Origin of the sequence: Prevotella sp. P5-108 (genome assembly GCF_002251385.1) — a bacterium.
Lineage (GTDB): Bacteria > Bacteroidota > Bacteroidia > Bacteroidales > Bacteroidaceae > Prevotella.
This window is the reverse complement of the sequence record NZ_NPJJ01000020.1, coordinates 1-20,415: the sequence shown is the minus strand read 5'-3', so window position 1 is coordinate 20,415 and position 20,415 is coordinate 1. Positions and strand designations below refer to the sequence as shown.

The following is a 20,415-nucleotide window of genomic DNA, read 5'->3' as shown; positions in this document are numbered from 1 at the left end:
CTGCTGTGTTTGAGGCGGTTGGCTCGAGCTTCTTTCCCTTGGGTAAGGTAGGGATGGAGCTTCTCACTAAGGCCATGTATGGTTGGTTCATAGTGGATGGAGTGCATCTCGACAACGCTGTAGGAGTTGCGCTTAGCCGTAGGCGTAACTCGCAGATGGTTTGTGTAAGCAGTAGCAACTCTATCGAAGTTGCGCTTAGCCGAAGGCGTTATCCGCACCAACTAAATGCCAGTGCAACCACAGCAGATAACTCACACCACGACAGCCACCGCCACGGCTTTTTGTGTTTTCATTCATCCAACGATAACCAGCCCCTCAATCCATTTTTTTACGCCCACCTTCACACTTTTTGCCCTAAAAGCGTGGAAGTCTAATGAAATTATATTAATTTTGCAGAAAATCATTATTATCATGAAATTATTAAGAATATTCCTACTATTTGCCGTGGCGTCGTGTAGCCTGACGATGACCGCCCAAAAACCCTTGCCCCAGTTGGGCAAAGCGCCCATCGACCAGATTGTCAAAGCGATGACCCTTGAAGAGAAAGCCCATCTGCTGGTGGGAGTCAAGTCGGCTGAAGGCATGGATATCATCGCCAACGGAGCCGGCACCACCTACGCCATACCCCGCCTGGGCATAACCCACACCATCATGATGGATGGAGCCACGGGTGTGCGCATGGACACGCTGGTAAGAGGCGACGGCAAAGCCTACTATTCTACCGGCTTCCCAGTGGCTACGCTGCTGGCTGCAACATGGAACACCGACCTGGTAAAGCGCGTGGGTGCCACAATGGGCGACGAACTGCTTGCCTACGGTGGCGACATCCTGTTGGCTCCGAGTCTCAATGTACATCGCAACCCGCTCAACGGCCGCAACTTCGAGTACTACTCTGAAGACCCGTTGCTGTCTGGCTATATGGCAGCGGCTGCCACCAAGGGTCTGCAGTCTATGGGCGTGGGCGCCACCATCAAGCACTTTGCCGCCAACTCGCAGCAGACGATGCGCATGTTCAACGACGCCCGTGTGTCGCAGCGCGCCCTCCGCGAAATCTACCTCCGCGGCTTCGAGATAGCCATCCGCGAGGCTAAGCCTTGGGCTGTGATGTCGTCATACAACCGTATCAATGGCCTGCACACCCAGTACAGCCACAAGTTGCTCACCGACCTGCTGCGCAAGGAATGGCGCTTCAACGGCATCGTGATGACCGACTGGGTGGAGGCACGCGACACCCGCGCACAGGTACATGCCGGCAACGACCTGCTCATGGGTGGTACTCCGCAGCAGGTGCAGGATATCCTGGACTGCGTGAAGAAAGGTACGCTGACGATGGCTGAAATCAACAACAATGTGCGGCGTGTGCTGCGATACATCATGCGCACACCCCACTACCGTGGCATCGAAGCCACCTTCGCTCCCGACCTCAAAGCCCACGCCGTGCTGGCACGCGAGGCTGCCACCGAGGGCGTGGTGCTGCTCAAGAACAGCGAGCCTGCCCTCATCACTGGTGATGCTGCCAAGCAGGCGGTGACCAAGGCGCGCCCTCTGCCCCTCGTGGAAGACGACCAGGTGGCGCTCTTCGGACTTGGCGCGTATAAGTTTTATGCCAACGGACGCGGCGCCGCTGATGTCTACAAGCCCTACACCGTGACCCTCGTCGAGGGACTGCACAACAGCAAGGTAAACCTCAACTCTACGCTCGATACCTATTACACCCACTATATGGACAACCAGTATCTGCTGCTCGACGAGCAGAATACGCCCACCTTCCGCAACTGGTTCTTCGGTATGCGTGAGCCCGAGGAGCCTGCCATCAACAGCGCCTTCATCGGCTATCGTGCCAAGGACTGCACTAAGGCCATCATCACCATCGCCCGCAACTCGGGCGAGGCCGAAGACCGCGACTACAAGGAGGGCGACTATCTGCTCACCAAGGCTGAGCTGACGCTGATAGACCAGGTTAGCAAGGCTTTCCACGCGCAGAAGAAGCCTGTGATTGTAGTGCTCAACGTGGGTGGCGTCATCGATGTGGCGTCATGGCGCGACAAGGTCGATGCCATCGTCATGGCTTGGCAGCCCGGCGAAGAGGGCGGCAATGCTGTGGCCGATGTGCTCACGGGCAAGGTATGTCCTTCGGGCAGACTGCCGATGACCTTTGCGCTCGACTACTTCGACTACCCATCTGCCAAGAACTTCCCCCTGCACTACAAGTTCAACTGGGACGAACTGCTGCGCCCCGACTCGGTGGTGCTCGCCAAGAAAGACCTGGGCTACACCAACTATGAGGAAGATATCTATGTGGGCTACCGCTATTTCAATACGCAGAAGAAGGCCGTGGCTTATCCCTTCGGCTACGGTCTGTCATACACCTCTTTCAAATATGACAAGCCACAGGTGCGCCTTGTCAAGGGCCGCTATATCGTCAGCGTGCCGGTGACCAATGTGGGCAGCGTAGATGGCAAAGAGGTGGTACAGCTCTACGTCAACGCTCCCAAGGGCGCGATGGAGAAACCCAGCCGCGAGCTGAAAGCCTTTGCCAAGACCCGACTGCTCAAAGCCGGAGAGACAGAGGTCGTGGAAATGTCAATCCCCCTGGCTGACCTCGCCTCGTTCAACGAGAAGCGCATGGCATGGGTAACCGATGCCGGCAAATACACCCTGGAGATAGGGGCGTCGGTAGAGGATATCCGCACCAGCGCAACCATCACCATCAAGAAGCCCATCATCAAGTCCGCACCCACGAAGATATAAACTCACGGGAAAGGGAGAAATACCGAAGGCGCAGATGCCAATGGTATTATAATGAATATGAATCGTGCTGTCATACAGGTAATGACAGGCATGTTGGATATTACGAAAAAATTGATAAGGAGCACAGGTTTAGACTTGTGCTCCATTTGCTTAATGACATACGAACGATGCGGCCATTACCGACTGCTGTTTATAGGTCATTTGTGCCAATAGCAATACTGTTGCCAAAATTCTTGCGTTTATGAAAAAGAAACTGCCTATTATACTCCTCAATTTCTCTGATGTATACGATTACGAGTCGTTTGCCTCAAGTCAGGAGATTGTCCACGTTGACTGTCGTGAACTTAATGGCGTAGACTGCTATTGTGATGAGGATGGAAGGAAAGAGCTGCGCCAGCTGCTTGCTCCGTATCCTGCAAAGGCGCTTCACTTTATTGATTCGGGCGACTATCATTATCTTACAGAATATTGGGTTTCCAAACTACAAGAGCCGTTCTCTTTGATTGTGCTTGACCACCATCCTGACATGCAGCAGCCACAATGGAAGGGTGTTGTTTCATGTGGCGGTTGGGTTACGGATGTATTGGAGAAGAATTCTTTTGTAAGGAATATCATTATCGTTGGTGCTTCTGACGAATTGATATCCCAGGTGCCGGCGCATCTAAGGAAGAAAGTGATGTTCTACAGCCAAGCAGAAATAGACCATCATCAAGCATGGCCCTCAAAGGCAGGCAAGTTGATACATGAGCCTGTCTACATTTCCATAGACAAGGACGTGCTTAGAAAGCAAGATGCCATTACCGATTGGAGTAATGGAGACATGACTCTCATGCAACTCCAAGCCGTGCTGCGCATCATATATGCCCACGAGAAGGTAATCGGCGTAGACATAACAGGCGAATGTTCTGCCACACTCGACTATCTTTCTGAGGTAAAGGATGCGTCGGTAAACAACAGAGCCAACGAGGAACTGATGTAGATGATATTAACCGAAGGCTGAAACAGAATAACATTCCTTTCCTTTACGTCCGCGCTAAACATCCTCATGTTTTGCATCTTGAGCATGCTGCATGGCTCTATATTCAATAGGACTTACGCCATATTTTCGCTTAAAGGCTGTGTAGAAGTAGCTTTGGTAGTCGTAGCCCAGTTTTATGGCGATGTCGTTGATGGTCATATCAGAATCGAGTAGATAAAGTACAGCTAAGCGCATACGATAGTCGAAAAGATATTGGAATTGAATTTCAAGAAGCAAGGCAACTGATAGCACTGAATTCCATGCGAGGAATCCCGCCCTGATTCTTTATGCTCAAAAGACTTTTAGCGGACAGCGACACTAAGCATTAAGGGGTGCCCGTCGTGGGATGGTACGCACCCCCGGCAACTCTGTAGGAGTTGCGATTTCCCAACCCTGGGTATTGATACAGAAAAGGATAGCAACGCTGTAGGTGTTGCGCTTAGCCGAAGGAGTTATTCTCGACTTGATAGTATTCCTCTTCATAATTCATTCCATTCTCCTGCTGTGTGTAATGTCTACGGCTACATGCTATACGTTACCTTTTCGCGCAGTAGTGTGCCCTTGCGCCGCTGCCGGTTTCACCTCGACTTCCACCGCAGTCCACTCGGCTGGCACGTGACGTATGTTACGTGTGCACGTGTCGTATGATACGAGCTTTCGTGCCGTTTGATACGTGGACTCGTGCCTTATGATACGAGCCGGCAATGACCATGGATAGCCTTGCTATCCGTATGGTTTGCAATGACTTGATGCACCTTGCGGAACTCGTGGTGCGTGATGCAAGGCTGCTTGAGGTTGCTACCCTTACTCTCTTGCCGTCCTCCCTGCCGCTTCTTGCCACCCTCGTCACCGCTACCGGTGGTCACGCCATCGCTGCAAATAAGCACAAGCATAGCCAACAACGGCCCGACGGAGCTGTCCGTCGGGCCGTTGGTTGTGGCCGCTGTCTGCCTTGGCAGCGCGCTATTGTCTTACAAAACCTTTGTCATCGCTCCAGCGATAGAGGCGCAGATTGGTGTAGTTGCCTTTGCCCTTGGTCTTCACCAGACCATTCTCGGAGAGATAGAAGAGGCCGTTGCCGAGGGCTATCATGCCTGTGGCGCCACGCGTACGCTCCCATCCCCATACCTCGCCGCCTGCTGAGGGTTTGCCACTATGCACCAGGGTGAGCAGAGGGGCCTTCTCTCTCGGCTCCACACCCCGCAGCCAACCCTTGTGAGGCTTGACGCGCGTGTCGATGGCATACATCTCATAGCGGGGCCACTGGCTCTTGTAGCCGTGATAGACCGCGGCGAACATGTAGCCCGTCGAGGCGTCGTATTCCAGGTTCTGGATGCCATAATCTGAGTTGCCCGTATAGACAAAGTACTTGGCGCGCGGCTTCGCGGGACCCGACTCGTGGATGTGGGTGGGGTCTATCTTGCGTGCATACCTGCTCCACTGGCGCACATCATAGCAGAGCAACACCTGATAGTCATTGTCTGTGCGCGTGGTGTCACCATAGACACCGTAGCCCAGGTAGAGGTAGTTGCGGCCTGACCTCTTGCCCCACTGCGGAGCAAAGGTGAGGCCGTCGATGCCCGATGCGCCGTAGCGATGCGCCACCTGGCGACCGTTGTTGACGACGGTGGCTTCGCAGTCGGCCACCACTTCGGGGATATACACCGTGGTCATCACCTCGTCGGGGCTCATGTCGATGCGGTCTATCTTGTCGAGGTCGAAGATGGCCACATAGAAGCCCGTGCGGGCGTCGTTCTTCACGCCCAGGTTGCCCGTGATGCCCGTGCCTATCACGTCGTGCTTGTACTCGAGCGACCCGTAGAGTCTGCCGTCATCGGGGTTGATGCCGATGCAGCCCAGATGGCCCGTGAGTCCGTTGACGCTGGCGATGAGACGGCCCTGGAGATCGTATTTCATCAGTTTGGTGGTAAACGACATGTACACACACTGGCGCTGACGGTCATAGGCAGCGCCCTGAACGTGGAAGTCGCCCTGATACCCCGAGAAGATACGCTTGGGGAAGTCCTGTGCCACGCAGCCCAGGCAGAGCACCAGGAGCAGTAGAGTCAATATAGGTCTGCGCATCATCGGTCGTGGATTTGTTGTAACATGTTGCCGAGCACCTCGATGCTGTCTACGATGAGGTCGGGCTGGCGTTCGGCTGCCTGCGCCACCTCCATCGTGGTCTCGCCCGAGAGGACCAGACAACCCATGGCGCCCGCATTGAACGCCATCGCAATGTCGGTATAGATGCGGTCGCCCACCATGAGTATCTCTTCGGGCTTGAGCCCGCGCTGTTGCTGTATTCCGATGAGCATATTGGGGTCGGGCTTGCCCAGCGTGATGTCGGGCTTGCGTCCGGTGGCGCTCTCCAGGCAGCGGCAGATAGAGCCGCAGTCTACCAGCACGGTCTCCTCGTTGGTGGGGCACACCCGGTCGGGGTTTGTGGCGATGTAGGGCAGCCCCCTGCTTATCCACCATGCCGCCCTGCACAGCCTCTTGTAGGTGAGCGTCATGTCAAAGGCAGCCACCACGATATCCGGCACGTCTTCGGGGGTGTCCTCGCAGGATGTGAAGCCGGCTGCCTCAAATTGGGAAATCATGCTGGGCGTGCCCAAGAGGAAGAGGCGCCGCGCCTCGGGGTAGTGGGCCTTGATATAGTCGATGGTCGCCACGGTGGTGTTGTATATCTCCTCCTCGGTAGCATGTATTCCCATGCGTGCGAGCTTCTTCAGATAGTCCTCTATCGACTTCGACGGGTTGTTGGTCAGAAACGAGTAGCTTATACCCATCCTCTTGAGCTTGTCGAGGAAGTCGATGGTGTAGGGAAAGAGCGTGTCGCCGAGATAGATGGTGCCATCCATGTCGAGCGCCACATGCTTGATTTTTTCCAGTTGCATAGTTTACTGTTTAGTGGTTTCTTCTTCGGCATAGCCGTCGGCCTTGGCGTTCCACATGAGCGTGAAGACAGCCACGCAGAGCACGGCGATACCTATCATACCATAGAATACATAGTCCCAGTTACCCCATGCGTCGACGAGCATACCCACGCCGATGCCGCTCACGATGCCGCTGGCATAGCCAAACATTCCGATGAGTCCGTTGGCGGTGGCTGCGGCGCGGTTGGTGGCCTGGTTAGAGGCGGCGATGCCTATCAGCGCCTGCGGGCCGTAGATGAAGAAACCTGCCATGGCGAGCACTACCACCATCACGGGCATCGATGTGCCGGTGGGCAGCGATACGAAGATGGTCATAAACACAGCCACGCCCGCCATGAACCAGAAGCAGGTGCGATGGGCCTTGCCCTTGAACACGTGGTCGGTGAGCCAGCCCGAGACTATCATGCCGATGATGCCGAATATCTCAAAGATGGCTACCGTCCATCCGGCGTTGGCAAGGCTCATGCCGCGAGCCTCCTTGAGGAAGGTGGGACCCCAGTCGAGCACAGCGAAGCGCACGATGTAGACCATGAAGTTGGCGATAGCCAGTATCCATATCCACTTGTTGCGGAATACCATCTTGCGCAGGAACGCCTTGTACTCGGCGCCTCCCTCCTTGCCCTTCTTGTTGATGGTGTGGAGCTCGGGCAGTCCTACCGACGATGGTGTGTCGCGCAGGAAGACATAGATGCCTATCGCGCCCACGAGGGCTATGGTGGCGGGTATCCAGAAGCACCACTTCCACGCGCCATGGCCCATCGTTGCCATGATGTAGCCGCAGAGGATGGCCACGATAGAGGCTCCTATCGAGTGGGAGGTGTTCCAGATAGACATCTTGGTAGCCAGTTCATTGGCGGGAATCCAGTGGGTGAGCAGGCGGTTGCACGGGGGGAATCCCGAGCCTTGGAAGAGGTTGTTCAGCAGCAGGAACAGACCGAAAATGAACACCATGGTGTTGACAAACTGTGGTCCCGAGCTTTCGCCGGTGATGAGGTAGCTCAGGTCGGCGCCAAAACCGAAGGCGTAGTTGGCTGCGGCACAGAGCAGCAGTCCTATCGCCATGTGGTAGCGGGCGTTGAAGCGGTCGGCGAGATAGCCGTTGAGAAATCTCGACGCACCATAGACCACCGTCACCAGGGTCATGATGATACCGAAGCTGGTCTTGGAGATGCCATATTCGGCGGTGAGTCCGGGGATGGCAAACGAGAAGTTCTTTCTCACGAAGTAGAAGATGGCATAGCCTATCATGGTGGCGAAGATGGTGCGCCATTGCCAGTATTTGAATGTCTTGGTCATATCTGTCAGTAGTTAATAGGGTTATAGTCTGGGTCTTAGCGGTCTATGGGCCACAGTCCGCGCTCTGAGAAGAGGCGATCGAGCCACTCTTCATAGCGGTTGAGCCTTACGGCGACATCCATGATGGTGTAGCGGCGGCGTATAAACTGCGACTTGTAGATGATTTCCTTGAGATAGCTGCGGCTGATGTCGATATCTTCGGGCTCGGTCGGCGCGCCCACCATTTGCAGACGGCGTTTGGCCTCTGCCACCGATACCAGCTGCTGCTGCAGCCGCTCGCGCAGTGTGCTCCAGTTGTCGCGGATGTCGGTCAGCTCCTGGCGCAGTTGGTCGCGGCTTACATATTTGGCACGTATCTCTCCCACGCAGAAGTCTTCCAGACCCGAGCCAGCAAAGGTGTTGCGCGTGTGGGCCTCCTGCTCTTCGAGCGAGGGCCATGCCTCGACACAGGCTTCGATGTCCAGATGCTCGATGTCCATCTCGAGCAGATACTCATAGAGCGAGAGCGACACCAGCACACCCATGCTCACCTGGAAACCATGCGATGGCATATTGCCGTTGGCCATGGTGAAATTGGCCATATTGAGCATGTGGCTCACTTGGTGTTCGGCACCCGAGGCGGGCCTCGAGGTCTTGGGGTAGGCCTGCATGGCAAATCCGCCGAGCAACAGGCCCTCTATGAGCTGCTCTATGGCGTGCTTGTCGCCACGCCGTGCACCCTCGGGGTCGGCGAGCGCGCTGTGCAGTCCGTCCTGCACGATGCTCCACGACAGCGGGTCTATCTTCTCGTTGCCTATCACGTCGGCCACTATCCAGTCGGCTCCAGCCGGAACCTTGGCGAAGAGGTCGCCGTAGCCCGAGGCGGTCATGGCTTCGGGTGCGCCGGCTATGATGTCGACATCGGCCACCACAGCCTGGGGAGCGGGGCAGGCGAAGGTCTGCTTCTTGCCGTCCTTGGTTATCGATGCGCCCGACGCCACATATCCGTCCATCGAGGCGGCTGTCGCCACTACCATGTAGGGTCGCTGCTGATGGGCCGAACAGAGCTTGGTGGTGTCGTTGATGGTGCCCGAGCCCACGGCTATTGCCACGGCGTCGGTCTGAGCCAGCACGGCATCCAGGCGGTCTATGTATTTCCATTCGGCGTGCATCTCTGGCTCGTCGAAGATATAAGGTTCGCAGGTGGCGATGCCATCGCGGGCGAGGATTTCGGCTACCTTGGCTCCAGCCACGTGCCATGTGGTCTTGTCGGCGACGATGATGGCCTTGCGGCCGGCAAACTGCTGGGCGAAGATATCACCCACGGTGCTTATCACGCCACATCCCAGTTGCAGGGCCTTGGTGGTAGTAGCATTGTCCAATGCCATTGTTACTCTGTTTTCCATATATGTCTTGTTTTAGTCTAATATTGCGTCGTTGATGATTGAGATGGGGTTCATTACCCGGTAGGGTGTGCTCATCTCTATCTGCCACTTGCAGGTCTCGCAGTCGGTGACCACCACGTCGGGGTCTACCTCGCCAATTTGCTTGAAGAGCGGGGCGCCGATAGACTGCGACACATCGTAATTCTCCTTCTTGAAGCCGTAGGTACCACCGATGCCACAGCAGCGGCTTTCGAGTTTGACCAGCTCGAGGCCGGGTATCATCTTCAGCAGTTCGATGCTGTAGATGGTCCATCCCAACCGCTCCATGTGGCATGCCGAGTGGTAAGCCACGCGCAGCTTGAAGTCGGGCTTGAAACGCAGTTGGGCGGCGCCCGATTTGAGTTGCTGGTAGATAAACTTGGTGGCGAGGTTGATGCTCTCTGCCACGCTGCTGTTGTCGAGTCTGAGCAGACTCTCATACTCGCTGCGCATGGTGAAGGTGCACGACGACGAGGTGGTGACGATGCACTCGGCGTCGCGTAGTGCCCGCTCCATGGCGGCTATGTTGTGGCGGCCGTTGGCGCGCGCCTTCTCGCTCATGCCGTTGGCTATGGCTGGCAGACCGCAGCACTGCTCTCCCTTGATGAGTGATACGCCATAGCCCATGGCGTTGAGCACCCGCACGAGGTGCTTGCCCAGTTCGGGGAAGTTGTAGTTGACATAGCAACCATGGAAGTAAGCCACCTTGCGGTCGAAGCTCTGCTGGCCTTTGGCGGCTTCACGGCGGTACCACGCCTCAAACGTGTGCGAGGCGTAGGCAGGGAAGGTGCGGCCCTGGTGTATGCCCACCATCTTGTGGAGCATCCACTTGGTAAGTCCCATGTTGACCACGCGGTTGGCGAGTCCGAAGGAGTGGGTGGCGAGCGTACCTACGAGGTCGGTATTGGCGAGCATAAACTCTCTGATGCCTATGCCCTGCAGGCTGTACTTGATGCGGGCGCTCTGGATGATGTCGCCCACCTTGACGCCTTGCGGACAGACAATCTCGCAACGCTTGCAGTTGAGGCACATCTTCATGGTCTTCTCGTCAAAGCAGGTCTCGTCTTTCAGACGGTGGCGCTCGCCGTCAGGCCCCGCCCACTTGGGGCCGGGAAACTTGAGCGTGACGCCGCTCACCGGGCAGTACGCGTTGCAGATGGAACATTTCAGACACTTCTCCAGGTCGTTCTCGCTGACCTGGTATAACTGTATATCTTTACTCATAGCTCTTTATTGTTTTATGGTCTCTGCCACGTGCAGGGCAGTGGTCATCGACACGCCTTCCTTGTCGGCGAGGCTGATGGAGTTGTGTCCGCTCAGTATGCTGCCGATGGCAAAGAGATTGTCGATGGTCTTGTCGTCTTTGGTGACCCTGAATGTGGCGTCGGTAGCCACGCCAAACTCCATGAAGGGCTGCTCGTCGAAGGCATCGTCGAGTGCCCACTGGCTGCGGTCGTCGAGTGCGTCGACACGGAGGTCGAACACGGGCTCGAACACGTGCTCATAGTCGGCCATGATGCCACCGCTGTAGAACGAGCCTGCCGCCAGCACGAAGTGGTCGGCTTCGAGCGGCTCGGCGTTCAGGTGCTTCGATGTTACGCTTATGAGCCTCGTGCCATCGGCGCTCCACGCCTTGGCAGCCACTATCTCGTCGCCCAGCAGATAGGTTCCGCCGAGGAGTTCAAACCGCTTTTGCAGTGTGGTCTGGATGCTTCTGCCGTAGATGAAGGGGAAGGTGGCTTCGCCGTCTTTGTCGTGGCCCACGAAGGTGAGCCATGCCGGCATGGCGGTGCCAAACTGGGTGACGCGCGTGTGGTTGGCGTCGCAGCTGCCGTCCATCTCTACGCCGGCTGCCTGGAGCAGTGACTGCGCCCGACGGGCAAGCGAGAGGGTGCGCTCGGCACCCATCTTGGTGTAGGGATGCGTGGCGGCCAACTGGCCCATAGCCTCAGCGGGGTGCGCCACTTCGTTGCCGTCGTTGTCGTAGCCCAGGAGACCGAACGAACCGTCGCTGAAGAACATGCTGCTCTGTCCGCGACTGATGATAGCCACATGCTGCCCACCCTCGGCGAGGCTGATGCCGCAAGTGAGTCCGCTGAGACCTCCACCTATTATAATAGTATCAAATTTCACGTTATTCTGATTGCTTGTCGTTGTTATTTCTCTTTCCTAATACCCAAGATAGACTGGTAGATGTAGCCCATGAGCTGACATTCGCTCAGTGTGGGGCCCCAGGCTACGGCTGCCATACCCTTCCAGCGCTCGTTGAGAAAACGCATCACGTCCTGACGGCTCTGGGCCTTGGTTTTGTGGCAGAGTTCTTCGAGCATGCGCTCGGCACGATAGGCGCAGAGCTGTCCCTGACAGGTGCCCATGCCCAGGCGGGTGCGTCGGCGCAGCTGGGAGAGGCTGGTGACCTGATGGTCGTCTATGAGCTGCTTTACATCGCGGCGCGATACGCCCTCACACTCGCACACCAGCGGCTCTGGAGTCATGGTTCCATGGTGGCGGAACGCCTTGTCGCTGCGCATTTCGGGGTTGGGCAGCGGCGTGATGGCAGTCTCGCACTCACGCTGTATGTTGAGCTTCTCGCACACCTTGTCGGTAGCCATCTCGGCCATGAGTCGGTAGGTCATGAGCTTGCCGCCGGTGATGGTGATGAAGCCCGCCAGTCCGTCTCGCACCTCGTGGTCCAGACACACGATGCCTCGGCTTATGCTGCGACCCGTGGCGTCGTGGTCGCTTGCCACGAGTGGCCTCACTCCGGCATAGGCTCGCAAAATTCGCGTTGACGCCAGCGAGGGCGCCAGTTTGCATCCCTCCTTGAGCAGCACGTCGACCTCTTCGGGGGTTACCCTCATGTTCTCGACTTCCTCCATAGGCACGCGCTCGGAGGTGGTGCCTATCACGGTGATGACGTCGCCCGGCACGAGTATGTCGGCGTTGGCAGGCTTGCGGCAGCGGTTGATGACCATATTGTTGACGCGGTGGCCGAAGACCAGCAGCGAGCCCTTGGCGGGAAACATGTTGACCGTCACCCCAGCCATGCGCGCTATCTCCATGCCCCAGATGCCGGCGGCATTGATGGTGATGGTGGCGTGGGCCTCCATGCGCTCACCGGTTATGGTGTTGCGCAGGTTTACTCCTTCGACCCTTCCGTTGCGTATGATGAGGCTTGAGGCTTCGTGATAGGTAAGCATGTCGGCACCATGACGACGGGCGTCGAGCACATTGCTCATCGTGAGCAGGAAGGGGTCGATGCTGCCGTCGGGCACCACCACAGCGCCTATCAGGTCGGGGTTGACAGAGGGCTCGCGCTTGAGCGCCAGCTTGGGGTCGATAATCTCGGCGCGGATGCCGGCACGCAGACAGCTGTCGACGAAGAGCTGCTGGTAAGCCAGGTCGTCTTCGGGCAGCGTGATGAAGAGTCCGTCGTGCTCTTCCACGCAGTGGGGCGCAATGCGTCGCAGTATCTTGTTCTCCACGATACACTCGGTAGCGCTCTCCTGGTCGGTGACGGCATAGCGGGCACCACTGTGCAGCAGACCGTGGTTGCGGCCGGTGGCGCCGTGGGTGAAGTCGTGGCGCTCGACGAGCAGTACGCGCAGGCCACGCATGCTACAGTCGCGGGCAGTGCCTGCGCCTGTGATGCCTCCACCAATGATAATCACATCGTAATGGTCTTTAAGTTTCATATCTTTCATTGTGGTAAGTTATATGCCCCCGGTCGCAGCCTGGGAGAACGGCGTGAGGGCGGGCGTCGCGGTTAACTTGACGGGATTGACATTAGTCAATCGCAAATGTAATAATTATTTCCTTCCTTTGCGTGAAAAACCCGCCTTTTCTTGTTTTTGTGTCATTATTCTATGTGATTTACCAGCATTTAGGGTTGATAGTCAGCCCCGCAGTCAGCCTATAGCGGGCCATAGGGTAGGGCGCCGGGAGCGGTGATGCCCCTCGCCTCGCAGGTGATGCCCCTCGTCTCGCAGGGAATGATCCTCGCCTCGCAGGTGATGCCCCTCGCCTCGCAGGGAATGACCACCATCTCGCAGGTGATGTCCCTCGCCTCGCAGTGAATGACCACCATCCAGCCAGAGATGCTCGGAAAATGCAGTTTGTGGCGTGAAATGACGGTTGCAGGCTCTGCAATAGTTATGGCAAGGCTTGCAACCGATAAATCAAACCCTGAAACCAATTTGTTGATGCACTCCGCGGTATTGGCGATGGCGGCGGCGAGGGCAGGGGAGCACCGCAGGCAAACAAAAAAGCCTCAGAGATATCACATCTCGGAGGCTTGCAAATATCATAGTCCAATTAGCATCTGCAGACATCTCATCGCTGACACGTAATACAGACTTGGACCGTTGTTAACTATGTTATACACTTTAAACTTTGGTCTGGACGGACCTGACAAACTCGCTCGTCCTGCCGGTTTCCGTCCTCTTAGTCGCCTCAAAGATACTGCTTTTGTTCTGAAACAACAAGAAAATCGCCAGAAATCTTTACAAAATCTGAAATAATCATGGGCAAGTCGCTTTTATTCGCTAATTTTGCCTATATTTGCAACCTAAACAAACATCAAGATGAAAAAGACAGTTTTATCTCTGCTGGCCCTCTGCTGCAGCTGTACCATATGGGCCGAAGACTCGATGCTCACCTTCCGCCTCAACGACGGTGTGAACAGTGAGGTGAGTTACAAGATAGGCACAGACATAAACCGCATCGTCTTCAAGGGCAACACCGTGGTGCTGCAGAAAGGCGAAAAAGTTGTGAAAAGCTATGCCGAGTCGCTGGTGAGCTCCTTCTCCTTTGGCAATACGGCCAACGGCATCACCATGCCCGAGCTGGGCACCGACGATGCCGCCTCTACCGCCGTGTATGCCATCGATGGCAAGCGGTTGGGCTCGCTGCAAACGATAAAGACATTGCCCAAGGGAGTGTATATCATCCGCAAAGGCAATGTCTCGTATAAAATTGTAAAAACTGATTGATTATCCCATGTAGGGGGCTATCTGGTTGGTCAAGTCGACAAACTCGGAGATAGCAAGCTGTTCGGGGCGTCGGGTCATGATAGGCTGGGTGAAGAACTCGTCTGCTGGCTTCTGCGCCCCGAACATCTGTTTGATGCTCACGCGAAGCATCTTGCGGCGCTGGTTGAACACCGTCTTGACCAGACGCTTGAAGAGACGCTCGTCGCAGCCCAGTGCGGTCACGTCGTTGCGCGTCATTCTTATCACCGCACTCTTCACCTTTGGCGGTGGGTTGAACACGTCTTCATCTACAGTGAAGAGATATTCCACATTGTACCATGCCTGTATGAGTACCGACAATATGCCGTAGGTCTTGTTGCCGGGCTGTGCCGCCATGCGCAGCGCCACCTCGCGCTGTATCATGCCGGTGCAGCAGGGAATGAGCTCCTTGTTGTCGAGCATCTTGAAGAATATCTGTGAGGATATGTCGTAGGGGTAGTTGCCCGTGAGCACAAAGGGCTGGCCGTCGAAGATGGTGGTGAGGTCCATGCGCAGGAAGTCGTCGCCGATGATGTTGTCCTGGAGCTTGGGGAAACGGTCGTGGAGGTATACCACCGACTCGCGGTCAATCTCGATGGCCTTGACGGGGCGTGGCTTCTCTACCAGATACTGGGTGAGCACGCCCATGCCGGGTCCTATCTCGAGCACGGGCAGGTCGGGGCAGGCATCTACCGTGTCGGCTATACGCCGAGCTATGCCCAAATCTATCAGGAAGTGCTGGCCTAAGTTCTTCTTGGGTTTTACTTGCTTCATCTTTTAGAGTAAGGTGAGTGAATAGATATAGATGACAGATGCGGGGATGGCCATAAGCGACGAGTCAAAACGGTCGAGCATGCCACCATGGCCCGGCAGGATGCTGCCGCTGTCCTTGATGCCCAGGGTGCGCTTGAAGAGACTCTCGACGAGGTCGCCCCAGGTGCCGAAGAATACCACTACCAGTCCGAGGCCCATCCACTCGATGACAGAGAGGCCGGAGAGACACTCGTGGCTGTTCTCCCACCATCCGAGCAGGGCTGCTACGACGAGCACCAACAGTCCGCCGCCGATGGAGCCTTCCCACGACTTGCCGGGGCTGATGCGGGGGAAGAGCTTGTGGCGTCCCAAGAGTGAGCCGCTGAGGTAGGCGCCGGTGTCGTTGACCCACAGGAAGATGTAGACCGACAGGGGCAGCAGGAAGTAGAAGGAGATGGTGCCGTCGGGCTGCTGGCGGAAGGCCAGCACATTGATGCACGCCAGGGGCAGGGCGATATACATCTGGCCGAGCATGGTGTAGGCCCAGTCGTTGACGGCATTGGCGTTGCGGGTGTAGAGCTCGCTGATAAAGAGATAGACCACCGTGAGCAGATAGGGCACAAAGACGGCATTGGTCTGGATGATGCCGCTGTTGATGCCGGCGATGGCGACAAAGAGATAGACGCCTGCCACGGTAGAGATGAACCGGTTGATGCAGACATTCTCAATGTTGTTGACCAAACCTGTATATTCCCACAGGGCAAGGCCTGTGATGAGGGCGAAGAGCCCTATCATGGCGGTGGGGTCCAGAAGTCCGGCGACCATGATGGCAACAAACAGGGCGCCAGTGATGGCGCGGACGATAAAATTCTTCATTTTTGGACTCATAGTCTTACTCCTCCTCTTTATCTTGATTTTCTTTGTTGTCGTGGTTGGCTTCGGCTTCAGCCTTGGCACGCTCGTGCTCGGCCTGGGCCTGCTTCACCGCCTCGGGCATGTCTTCGAGCTTGGGGGCATTGGCCTCGTTGGCCTCGATGATTTCTTCGGAACGGCTCACCCATGGGCGCTTGCCGAAGATTTTCTCTACATCTTCGGCGAAGATTACCTCCTTCTGGAAGAGCAGCTCTGCCAGCTGGCGGTGACCCTCGGCGTGCTCGTTGAGCAGTTTTTTGGCGCGCTCGTACTGGGTGTTTATCATCTTGAGCACTTCCTCGTCCATCAGCTTGGCTGTGGTCTCAGAGTAGGGGCGCTGGAACTGGTACTCCTGGTTGTTGTAATAACAGATATTGGGCAATGCTTCGCTCATACCGGCATAAGCCACCATGCCATAGGCACTCTTGGTGGCGCGCTCCAGGTCGTTCATGGCGCCAGTGGAGATGGAACCGCGGAAGAGCTCTTCTGCGGCGCGGCCTCCGAGCAGGGCGCACATCTCGTCGAGCATCTCCTCCTTGGTGGTGATGACGCGCTCTTCGGGCAGATACCATGCGGCGCCCAGGGCCTGGCCGCGGGGTACGATGGTGACCTTGAGCAGAGGGTCGGCGTACTGGCAGAACCACGAGATGGTGGCGTGGCCGGCCTCGTGGATGGCTATGGCGCGCTTCTCGTCGGCGGTCATAACCTTGGTCTTCTTCTCCAGACCGCCGATGATGCGGTCTACGGCGTTGAGGAAGTCCTGCTTGCCCACATGGGTGCTGTTGTGCCGGGCGGCGATGAGGGCAGCCTCGTTGCAGACATTGGCGATGTCGGCTCCGGAAAATCCAGGGGTATGGCGGGCAAGGAAGTCTACGTCTACGGTATCGTCCTTCTTCAGCGGGCGCAGGTGGACATTGAAAATGGCCTTTCGCTCAGCCAGGTCGGGCAGGTCTACGTGTATCTGACGGTCGAAACGGCCTGCACGGAGCAGTGCCTTGTCGAGCATGTCTACTCGGTTGGTGGCAGCAAGCACGATGACACCCGAGTTGGTGCCGAAGCCGTCCATCTCGGTGAGCAGGGCGTTGAGGGTGTTCTCTCGCTCGTCGTTGCCGCCGGTGGCGGGGCTCTTGCTGCGGGCTCGTCCTACGGCGTCGATCTCGTCGATGAAGATGATGCAGGGTGCCTTCTCCTTGGCCTGACGGAATACGTCGCGCACGCGGCTGGCTCCCACGCCGACAAACATCTCGACAAAGTCGGAACCGCTCATCGAGAAGAAGGGCACGTCGGCCTCGCCTGCCACGGCTTTGGCCAGCAGCGTCTTACCGGTTCCGGGAGGGCCGATAAGCAGCGCTCCCTTGGGGATTTTACCTCCGAGCTCGGTAAACTTCTCTGGGTTTTTCAGGAACTCCACGATTTCTTCCACCTCTTGCTTGGCGCCTTCCTGACCAGCCACATCCTTGAATGTGACGCCCATCTCGCCGGCTTTCTCGTAGAGTTTGGCTTTGCTCTTGCCGACATTGAATACGCCGCCGCCGGCTCCGCCACTGTTCATGCGGTTCATGAAGAAGAACCATACGAAGATGAGCAGCAGGAAGGGACCGAAGTTGTAGAGCAGGTTGAGCAGGGTGTTCTCATTGGGTCTCTCGTAGTCATAGTCCTTGAGCTTGCCGCTCTTCTGGGCTGTCAAGAGGAAGTCTTCTATCTTGTCTACCGAACCATAGTTGACTTTGACGTATGGGTCTTTGCCCAGTTTCTCTGCCGGCTGGTTGAAGACGGCTTTGAGGGCTTGGGGCTTGACATACATCTTGAGTTCGTGCTCCTGGTTGTTGATGATAATCCTGCTGGCGTAACCCTTGCTTACGTATTCTTTGAACTTGGTGTATGTAGCCTCCTGGCTTACGCCCTGTACGCCCAACAGGTTGCCTCCGCCGCTAAAGGCGATGACGGCGATAAAGATAAGCACCGATATGTAGAGCCAGTTCATGTTGAACTTGGGCATCTTGGGTTGCTGGTCGTTGGGTCGCTTATCTTTGGGATTGAAATTGTTCATGATAGCTATATATTATATATATAATAAGGTGTATATATCAGTCAAGGTCGGGGATGCGGGTAAGATGGGCATCTTCCCAGAGGTGCTCAAGGTCGTAGAACTCGCGTACCTCGGGCAGAAAGATATGTACCAAAGCATCGACAAAGTCGATAGCCACCCACTGGTCGGTCTCAAGACCCACCACGCCTACGGGCTTCTCGCCCATGCGCTCGCGCACCATGTCTCCCACCGACTCGGCTATAGCCTCTACCTGTGCGGGTGAATTGCCCTGACAGATGATGAAGTATTGAGCGATGGCGCCGTCGATGCCGCTGAGGTCGGCTATCACGATGTTTTTACCTTTCTTTTCCTGTATACCTTCAGTAATGGTCTCAACCAATTTGTTTGTTGTTGTCATTCAGTTGTCTTCTAATTTGATTTATACTGCAAAGTTAACCCTAATTCTCCGAATAATGGTATAAAGTACCGCTAAAATGAAATTTTTTATGAAAAAAAGCGCAAAAAGTTTTGGGGTATGAAAAAAAAGCACTACCTTTGCAATCGCAAATGAGCAAGAGGCAATTGCTCGAAACAAATTGGGATATGGTGTAATGGTAACACTGCAGATTCTGGTCCTGCCTTTCCTGGTTCGAGTCCGGGTATCCCAACAGAGAAGTCAAGTCGGAAGACTTGACTTTTTCTTTTATCTCCATTTCCTTATTTTTGGTCAGCGTGAGTGCATCGGTGGCGTGGTCTGGCGAGCCTGAAGTTCAGAAGCGGGATAGGGGGGCACGGGGCGTAGTGGCGGGCACCGTGGGCGTACCAGTCCAGGCCGTGAGTGAGGTCCAGCTCCTTTCCTATGTACTTGTAGGGCTGCAGGCCGGTGTTGCGGCTGTCGCCCATGAGCGCGCCATGGGTAGTAGTGGTTCACCTCCTCCACGTTTCCGTGGGCGTCGGCCACTATGCGGTTGTTGCCTAAGTAGTCCCTGATGTAATAGTGGTATGTGGGGACGGAGTCCCTGAAGGACACATATCCCCCGTCGAAGAGCAGGCGGCTGAGCACGCCGTTGTCATAGACCCTGCTGCCGGCTTTGTAAAGAGAATATTGGTGTCTGATTAAAAATGGAGTCGTTTGTGATATATATAGTATAGTTAAATGGGTTGGAATACAAATACAAATAAGTATAGTGTTGTTTCTTATTTTTGGGAACCAGTTTGTATCTGTATTTGCCTTTCGGGAAAGATGCATCCCCCTTTCCATCTATATAAAGAGAATCTGGTGGAATGTGATGCCACTTAAAAAATATAGGCTCTTCATCCTGGCATGATTCCTTCCAAAACTTTCCAATAAAAATATTGGAAAGTATAAATGTCGGGAAACATCCATTTCCCACATAATATGTTGTTTTTTTTTGTCTGCCATTTGGCATTCTTTCTATTACGACATCCATGCCTTTTGTCCATATAACATTGGTTATTTCGCATTTCCTATTCTCTATAGTCTGCAAATTACTTAGTGCTGGCGTGCAAAGCAACCAACAAATTACTATTGCAAAACATTTACTCTGGGTGTTCATCTTCTTTCCTTTCTTCCTTTCCTAATTCTCGACGTAAAATATTCTCATTTTTAATGCCATTCCCAGTTATACTTCCAAAAAGTACAGGAAATACATGGGCAAAAAAATCATGTCCTAAAATTAATTCTGGTCCATCTTCTATCTTCTTTCCGTTTTTGCCGATTAATGTTTCATTTGAATTTCCTGTTATATAAATATTGAACTCGGATATAACCTCTTTATTATTCACTAAAAAATCTTCTCGTGTAGTCACTCCTCCCTTATGTAACCAGTCCAGGCCGTGGGTGCGGTCGAGCTCTTTGCCTATGTATTTGTAGGGTTGGGTGGCGTGGTCATTCCCCCTGCTTCCGGCAATGGCGAAAGCAGAGAGGCTCAGTGTGGTCATGAGCCCCAACAGCATTATGACAATCTGGCGGCGCATGGACTGGGGTTAAGATGTTTACATTGCAAATATAATAATAATGTACACACGCGCAAAGGAAATCGGCAGGAAAGTGATGGCTGGGGGAGAAAATCGTATGATGCAGCCTGCTCGAGTCCCGATGTGGTCAAGTATATGGCCATCTTCGTGTATGCCCCCTGTTCCGCGCATTTTAACCCCAAACAAAATCCACTCTTCTAAAAGCAAAATCCAAGTAAGTTCTAATGATCGATTTGGGTTAAACATGGATAAATCGCCTGTTTGAACACCATATCTTCCCTCGAACTGTAATTAGAAAGGATCTATC

Annotated in this window: 19 protein-coding genes and 1 tRNA gene; 4 read left to right on the top strand and 16 right to left on the bottom strand. The window is 55.1% G+C overall.

What is annotated here, in order from left to right; translation table 11 throughout:
• Positions 1 to 411: 411 nt before the first annotated feature.
• Both CIK95_RS03585 and CIK95_RS03580 read left to right on the top strand, forming a co-directional pair.
• Positions 412 to 2,751, top strand: coding sequence for a glycoside hydrolase family 3 protein (locus tag CIK95_RS03585; RefSeq protein WP_094466288.1), 2,340 nt, complete (start codon positions 412 to 414; stop codon positions 2,749 to 2,751).
• Between the two features lie 241 nt (positions 2,752 to 2,992).
• Entirely contained in the window at positions 2,993 to 3,730 is a 738-nt protein-coding gene (locus CIK95_RS03580; protein ID WP_094466287.1) for an arginase family protein, read from the top strand.
• A gap of 54 nt (positions 3,731 to 3,784) precedes the next feature.
• Here CIK95_RS03580 and CIK95_RS13555 read toward each other — a convergent pair whose 3' ends face one another.
• From CIK95_RS13555 to glpA, 10 genes are all read right to left on the bottom strand, one after another.
• A complete protein-coding gene (locus CIK95_RS13555) occupies positions 3,785 to 4,021 on the bottom strand; it encodes a helix-turn-helix transcriptional regulator (RefSeq protein WP_256387337.1) in 237 nt (78 codons plus the stop codon).
• Positions 4,022 to 4,087: 66 nt separating this feature from the next.
• Positions 4,088 to 4,252, bottom strand: coding sequence for a hypothetical protein (locus CIK95_RS13075; RefSeq protein WP_158215072.1), 165 nt, complete (start codon positions 4,250 to 4,252; stop codon positions 4,088 to 4,090).
• 203 nt (positions 4,253 to 4,455) lie between these two features.
• The gene (locus tag CIK95_RS03570; RefSeq protein WP_094466286.1) at positions 4,456 to 4,662 is read right to left on the bottom strand and encodes a hypothetical protein; all 207 of its coding nucleotides are present in this window, start codon (positions 4,660 to 4,662) and stop codon (positions 4,456 to 4,458) included.
• Positions 4,663 to 4,732: 70 nt separating this feature from the next.
• On the bottom strand, positions 4,733 to 5,857 hold the full coding sequence (locus tag CIK95_RS03565; protein WP_094384678.1) for a hypothetical protein: 1,125 nt from the start codon (positions 5,855 to 5,857) through the stop codon (positions 4,733 to 4,735).
• Positions 5,854 to 6,669 (bottom strand): HAD-IIA family hydrolase, encoded by an 816-nt coding sequence (locus CIK95_RS03560; RefSeq protein WP_094389063.1) that lies wholly within the window; start codon positions 6,667 to 6,669, stop codon positions 5,854 to 5,856. Before CIK95_RS03560 ends, CIK95_RS03565 begins: the two co-directional genes overlap by 4 nt.
• Positions 6,670 to 6,672: 3 nt before the next feature.
• Entirely contained in the window at positions 6,673 to 8,004 is a 1,332-nt protein-coding gene (locus CIK95_RS03555) for an MFS transporter (protein ID WP_094466285.1), read from the bottom strand.
• A gap of 35 nt (positions 8,005 to 8,039) precedes the next feature.
• Positions 8,040 to 9,389 carry a sn-glycerol-1-phosphate dehydrogenase gene (locus CIK95_RS03550; protein WP_094466284.1) on the bottom strand — a complete coding sequence of 450 codons (1,350 nt, stop codon included), beginning with the start codon at positions 9,387 to 9,389 and terminating at the stop codon, positions 8,040 to 8,042.
• A gap of 12 nt (positions 9,390 to 9,401) precedes the next feature.
• A complete protein-coding gene (gene glpC / locus CIK95_RS03545; RefSeq protein WP_094466283.1) occupies positions 9,402 to 10,631 on the bottom strand; it encodes an anaerobic glycerol-3-phosphate dehydrogenase subunit GlpC in 1,230 nt (409 codons plus the stop codon).
• A gap of 6 nt (positions 10,632 to 10,637) precedes the next feature.
• Positions 10,638 to 11,540, bottom strand: coding sequence for an anaerobic glycerol-3-phosphate dehydrogenase subunit B (locus CIK95_RS03540; protein WP_094466282.1), 903 nt, complete (start codon positions 11,538 to 11,540; stop codon positions 10,638 to 10,640).
• Positions 11,541 to 11,563: 23 nt separating this feature from the next.
• Positions 11,564 to 13,102: an anaerobic glycerol-3-phosphate dehydrogenase subunit A gene (gene glpA, locus CIK95_RS03535; RefSeq protein WP_371327092.1), complete on the bottom strand. Its 1,539-nt coding sequence runs from the start codon at positions 13,100 to 13,102 to the stop codon at positions 11,564 to 11,566.
• An 888-nt stretch (positions 13,103 to 13,990) separates the two neighbouring features.
• On the opposite strand from glpA, the gene CIK95_RS03525 reads away from it, so the two are divergent.
• On the top strand, positions 13,991 to 14,398 hold the full coding sequence (locus tag CIK95_RS03525) for a hypothetical protein (RefSeq protein WP_022309829.1): 408 nt from the start codon (positions 13,991 to 13,993) through the stop codon (positions 14,396 to 14,398).
• Here CIK95_RS03525 and rsmA read toward each other — a convergent pair whose 3' ends face one another.
• Genes rsmA through rsfS form a run of 4 tightly spaced genes read right to left on the bottom strand, consistent with a single transcriptional unit; the run spans position 14,399 to position 18,528 of the window.
• The gene (gene rsmA, locus CIK95_RS03520) at positions 14,399 to 15,190 is read right to left on the bottom strand and encodes a 16S rRNA (adenine(1518)-N(6)/adenine(1519)-N(6))-dimethyltransferase RsmA (RefSeq protein WP_022309830.1); all 792 of its coding nucleotides are present in this window, start codon (positions 15,188 to 15,190) and stop codon (positions 14,399 to 14,401) included.
• 3 nt (positions 15,191 to 15,193) lie between these two features.
• Positions 15,194 to 16,057, bottom strand: a complete 864-nt coding sequence (locus tag CIK95_RS03515) for a phosphatidate cytidylyltransferase (RefSeq protein ID WP_094389069.1) — start codon at positions 16,055 to 16,057, stop codon at positions 15,194 to 15,196.
• 4 nt (positions 16,058 to 16,061) lie between these two features.
• The gene (ftsH, locus tag CIK95_RS03510; RefSeq protein WP_094389070.1) at positions 16,062 to 18,131 is read right to left on the bottom strand and encodes an ATP-dependent zinc metalloprotease FtsH; all 2,070 of its coding nucleotides are present in this window, start codon (positions 18,129 to 18,131) and stop codon (positions 16,062 to 16,064) included.
• A 37-nt stretch (positions 18,132 to 18,168) separates the two neighbouring features.
• A complete protein-coding gene (gene rsfS / locus CIK95_RS03505) occupies positions 18,169 to 18,528 on the bottom strand; it encodes a ribosome silencing factor (RefSeq protein ID WP_094384699.1) in 360 nt (119 codons plus the stop codon).
• Positions 18,529 to 18,707: 179 nt separating this feature from the next.
• On the opposite strand from rsfS, the gene CIK95_RS03500 reads away from it, so the two are divergent.
• Positions 18,708 to 18,778: transfer RNA gene (locus CIK95_RS03500), tRNA-Gln, on the top strand.
• A gap of 402 nt (positions 18,779 to 19,180) precedes the next feature.
• Here the strand turns inward: CIK95_RS03500 and CIK95_RS03490 are convergent.
• Positions 19,181 to 19,687 carry a hypothetical protein gene (locus CIK95_RS03490; RefSeq protein WP_144007709.1) on the bottom strand — a complete coding sequence of 169 codons (507 nt, stop codon included), beginning with the start codon at positions 19,685 to 19,687 and terminating at the stop codon, positions 19,181 to 19,183.
• On the bottom strand, positions 19,671 to 20,072 hold the full coding sequence (locus tag CIK95_RS03485) for a hypothetical protein (protein WP_144007708.1): 402 nt from the start codon (positions 20,070 to 20,072) through the stop codon (positions 19,671 to 19,673). Before CIK95_RS03485 ends, CIK95_RS03490 begins: the two co-directional genes overlap by 17 nt.
• Between the last annotated feature and the right edge of the window lie 343 nt (positions 20,073 to 20,415).

Excerpts from the sequence above, each read along its gene's own strand:
- rsmA (WP_022309830.1), bottom strand. The coding sequence starts at position 15,190 with ATGAAGCAAGTAAAACCCAAGAAGAACTTAGGCCAGCACTTCCTGATA.
- CIK95_RS03525 (WP_022309829.1), top strand. The coding sequence starts at position 13,991 with ATGAAAAAGACAGTTTTATCTCTGCTGGCCCTCTGCTGCAGCTGTACC.
- CIK95_RS13075 (WP_158215072.1), bottom strand. The coding sequence starts at position 4,252 with ATGAAGAGGAATACTATCAAGTCGAGAATAACTCCTTCGGCTAAGCGC.
- CIK95_RS03570 (WP_094466286.1), bottom strand. The coding sequence starts at position 4,662 with ATGCTTGTGCTTATTTGCAGCGATGGCGTGACCACCGGTAGCGGTGAC.
- CIK95_RS03550 (WP_094466284.1), bottom strand. The coding sequence starts at position 9,389 with ATGGAAAACAGAGTAACAATGGCATTGGACAATGCTACTACCACCAAG.
- CIK95_RS03490 (WP_144007709.1), bottom strand. The coding sequence starts at position 19,687 with ATGAACACCCAGAGTAAATGTTTTGCAATAGTAATTTGTTGGTTGCTT.
- rsfS (WP_094384699.1), bottom strand. The coding sequence starts at position 18,528 with ATGACAACAACAAACAAATTGGTTGAGACCATTACTGAAGGTATACAG.
- CIK95_RS03515 (WP_094389069.1), bottom strand. The coding sequence starts at position 16,057 with ATGAGTCCAAAAATGAAGAATTTTATCGTCCGCGCCATCACTGGCGCC.
- CIK95_RS03580 (WP_094466287.1), top strand. The coding sequence starts at position 2,993 with ATGAAAAAGAAACTGCCTATTATACTCCTCAATTTCTCTGATGTATAC.
- CIK95_RS03565 (WP_094384678.1), bottom strand. The coding sequence starts at position 5,857 with ATGATGCGCAGACCTATATTGACTCTACTGCTCCTGGTGCTCTGCCTG.
- CIK95_RS03555 (WP_094466285.1), bottom strand. The coding sequence starts at position 8,004 with ATGACCAAGACATTCAAATACTGGCAATGGCGCACCATCTTCGCCACC.
- CIK95_RS03485 (WP_144007708.1), bottom strand. The coding sequence starts at position 20,072 with ATGACCACACTGAGCCTCTCTGCTTTCGCCATTGCCGGAAGCAGGGGG.
- glpA (WP_371327092.1), bottom strand. The coding sequence starts at position 13,102 with ATGAAACTTAAAGACCATTACGATGTGATTATCATTGGTGGAGGCATC.
- ftsH (WP_094389070.1), bottom strand. The coding sequence starts at position 18,131 with ATGAACAATTTCAATCCCAAAGATAAGCGACCCAACGACCAGCAACCC.
- CIK95_RS03585 (WP_094466288.1), top strand. The coding sequence starts at position 412 with ATGAAATTATTAAGAATATTCCTACTATTTGCCGTGGCGTCGTGTAGC.
- glpC (WP_094466283.1), bottom strand. The coding sequence starts at position 10,631 with ATGAGTAAAGATATACAGTTATACCAGGTCAGCGAGAACGACCTGGAG.
- CIK95_RS03560 (WP_094389063.1), bottom strand. The coding sequence starts at position 6,669 with ATGCAACTGGAAAAAATCAAGCATGTGGCGCTCGACATGGATGGCACC.